The sequence below is a fragment of the Streptomyces himastatinicus ATCC 53653 genome (assembly GCF_000158915.1).
Taxonomy (GTDB): Bacteria; Actinomycetota; Actinomycetes; order Streptomycetales; family Streptomycetaceae; genus Streptomyces; species Streptomyces himastatinicus.
The window spans coordinates 7,916,979-7,920,200 of sequence record NZ_GG657754.1 but is presented as its reverse complement, the minus strand read 5'-3'; the positions used below and the strand labels follow the sequence as shown (position 1 = coordinate 7,920,200).

Annotated in this window: 1 protein-coding gene and 1 pseudogene; both read right to left on the bottom strand. The window is 75.0% G+C overall.

The window, feature by feature from the left end; genetic code table 11:
• Positions 1-1,392 (bottom strand): pyridoxal phosphate-dependent decarboxylase family protein (locus SSOG_RS33720; RefSeq protein ID WP_009718743.1); only part of this gene is annotated, 1,392 nt, incomplete at its 3' end.
• A 105-nt stretch (positions 1,393-1,497) separates the two neighbouring features.
• A pseudogene (gene pepN / locus SSOG_RS33715) lies at positions 1,498-3,222 on the bottom strand (aminopeptidase N); the annotation flags it as partial.

The following is a 3,222-nucleotide window of genomic DNA, read 5'->3' as shown; positions in this document are numbered from 1 at the left end:
GGGTGGTCGTGCCCTTCCCACGAGGTCGAGCAGCCGGCGCAGATCGCCGGGCTGGATGTGCGGGTTGAGGAGGGTGGCCTTGAGCCACAGCCCCTCGGGGGTGGCCGCGCGGCCGAGGACGGCGGTACCGCGGTGCAGGAGGCCGCGGCGCAGCGCGGCGACGGCGCCCGGTCCGGCTCCCTTGGGGCGGAAGAGGACGGTCGAGAGGGTGGGGCGGGCGTACAGCTCCAGGGCAGGGCGGGCCTGGACGAGGTCGGCGAGGGCGTGGGCGTGGGCGCAGACCTGGTCGACGAGGTCGCCGAGGCCGTGGCGGCCGAGGGCGCGCAGGGTGACGGCGATCTTGAGGATGTCGGCGCGGCGGGTGGTGCGGAGTGAGCGGCCGAGCAGATCGGGGAGCCCGGCGTCGGTGTCGTCGTCGGCGTTGAGGTAGGAGGCTCGGTGGCCGAGGGGGGCGAGGGCGGCGGTGTCGGGTACGGCGAGCAGCCCGGCGGCGGCCGGTTGCCAGCCGAGCTTGTGGAGGTCGAGGGCGACGGTGTGGGCGCGGTCGAGTCCGTCGAGCCGCTTGTTCAGGGTGTCGCTGAACAGGAGCGGCCCGCCGTAGGCGGCGTCGATGTGGAGGGTCGCCCCGTGGCCGTCGCAGAGGTCGGCGAGGTGCGGGAGGGGGTCGATGGCCCCGGTGTCGGTGGTGCCCGCGGTGGCGACGAGCAGGGTGGGGCGCGCCGGCTGTGCGGTGAGGGCGTCGTGGACGCGGGCCGGGTCGAGGACGCCGGTGGGGGTGGGGAGGGTGTGCGGCGGGCGCAGGCCGAGCAGCCAGGCGGCGCGGTGGACGCTGTGGTGGGCATTGGCGCCGCAGACGATACGGAGGGGCGCGCCGTGGGCGGCTTCGCGGGCGAGCAGCAGGGCGAGCTGGTTGGATTCGGTGCCGCCGGTGGTGACGAGGGCGTCGGGTGCGGGGGCGCCCGGGTGGACCAGCTCGGCGAGGGCGCGGCAGGTGAGCGCCTCCAACTCGGCGGCGGCGGGGGCCTGGTCCCAGGAGTCGAGGGACGGGTTGAGCGCGGAGACGGCGAGGTCGGCGGCGGCCGCGACGGCGAGCGGCGGACAGTGGAGATGGGCGGCGCAGTGCGGGTCGGCCGGGTCGGCGGCGCCCGCGGTGAGGGCGGTCACGAGGGTGCGCAGCGCGTGGTGCGGCCCTTCCCCGTGGTCGGGGATGCAGGGCCGGGCCGCGCCGTGGGTGCGGTGGGCCACGGCGCCGGGTCCTCCGGCGGGGAGGGGCCCGCCACGGTCGGCGGCGCCGTGGGTGAGGGCGTCGAGGACGGTGTCGAGCATCGGGCGAAGCGCGCCTGGTCCCTCGCTCCCCCCGGCGAGGAGGCGGGCGGTGCCGGAAGCGGGCATGGACCTCAAGCTACTTGGCCCGCAAGCGGATCGGCCGGGCTCGGCCCGAAGTGCACCCGTACGTGGTACGGGTGCACGGTGCGGGTTGATCGAAACCCGCGCCCCCTAGTGCGCGGGTTCGTTCCGCACCCGTAGGGCGCGCCGCAGGTCGTCGAGCTGGTCTTCGAGGCGGCGGCGCAGGGCGGGGAGGAGGTCGGGGGCGGTGAGGCACTCCTCGCCGAGCCGCAGGGTCGTCGCGTCCACCGTCGTCGGGAAGCCGGAGCGGGCGATGGCGTCGGCGATGGCGGGGCCGCGACGGGCGGCGGTGGCGGCGGCGTCGGTGAAGAAGCGCGGTACGTACTCGGTGAGCAGGTCGTGGTGTTCGGGCTGCCAGAAGCCGGTGGCGGTCGCGGTGACGAGGTAGTTGGAGAGAGCCGGAAGGTCAGGGCTGTCACCGAAGAGGGCGTCCCAGGCGGCCCGTTTGGCGTCCGGATCGGGGAGTGCGGCGCGGCAGCGGGCGGCGCCCTCCTGTCCGGTGGCGCTGGAGTCGCGGGGCGAGTTCGGCGTCGATGTCGGCGGGGCCCGCGGCGCCGAGGACGGCGAGCCGTCCGAGGATCTGCCAGCGCAGTTCGGGGTCGAGGGCGGGGCCGCCGGGGACGGTGTCGCCCTCGAGCCAGTCGGTCAGCTCGGCGGGCGCGGTGGCGCTGGTGACGTACGTGCGTACGGCGGACAGCCGCAGCCCGGGCCCTGAGCCGTCCTCGGTGCGGCGCAGCAGGTCGCGACAGGTGGCGGCGATGGTGTTGAGGGCGGCGGACCGCTGGTCGGCGGGGACGTAGCGGTCGGCGATCTGGGTACGGGCGAAGGCGAGGACGCCCTGCACGATCGCTATGTCGGTCTCGTGCGGGAGGTGGGTGCGGGCGGCGTCGAGGTAGTCGGCGGCCGGGAGGTCCCCGTCGCGCACCATGTCGCGGGCGGCGTTCCAGAGGGTGGCGCGGCTGACGGCGTCGGGGAGGCCGGAGAGAGAGCGTACGGCGGCCTTCCAGGAGCCGGGGTCGAGGCGGACCTTGGTGTAGGTCAGGTCGCCGTCGTTGAGGAGGAGCAGGTCGGGGCGGGGGCCGCTGAAGGAGAGGCGGGCGGCGGGGCCGGTGCCGTTCAGTTCGGTCTCGACGCGCTTGCGCAGCACGAGTTGGTGCGGGGCGGCGGGTTCGTGGTCGTAGAGGCCGATGGCGATGCGGTGGGGGCGGCGACGGGCCGGTTCGGGGGCTCCCTCGTGGTGGATCTCCAGGTGCCACTGGCCGCCGTTCGTGGTGATGGCGGGGGTGAGGGTGTCCACTCCGGTGGTGCGCAGCCAGGCGTCGGCCCAGGCGTGGACGTCGCGGTCGGTGGAGCGGGCGAGGGAGTCGAGGAAGTCGGCGAGGGTGGCGTTGCCGAAGCGGTGCCGGGTGAAGTGGTCGTTGATCCCGGCGAGGAAGTCCTTCTCGCCGAGCCAGGCGACGAGCTGGCGCAGCGCGGAGGCGCCCTTGGCGTAGGAGATGCCGTCGAAGTTGAGGCGGGCGGCGGCGGTGTCGGGGACGAGTTCGGGTGCCGGGGCGACGGGGTGGGTGGAGGGGCGCTGGTCGGCGTCGTAGCCCCAGGTCTTGCGGCGGATACTGAAGTCGGCCCAGGTGCCGGTGTAGCGGGTGGCCTCGGTGAGGATCTGGAAGCCCATGTACTCGGCGAAGGACTCGTTGAGCCAGATGTCGTCCCACCACCGCATCGTGACGAGGTTGCCGAACCCCCTGTGGGCCATCTCGTGGGCCATGACCATGGCGCGGGTCTGGCGTTCGGCGTCGGTGACGGCGGAGCGGAAGA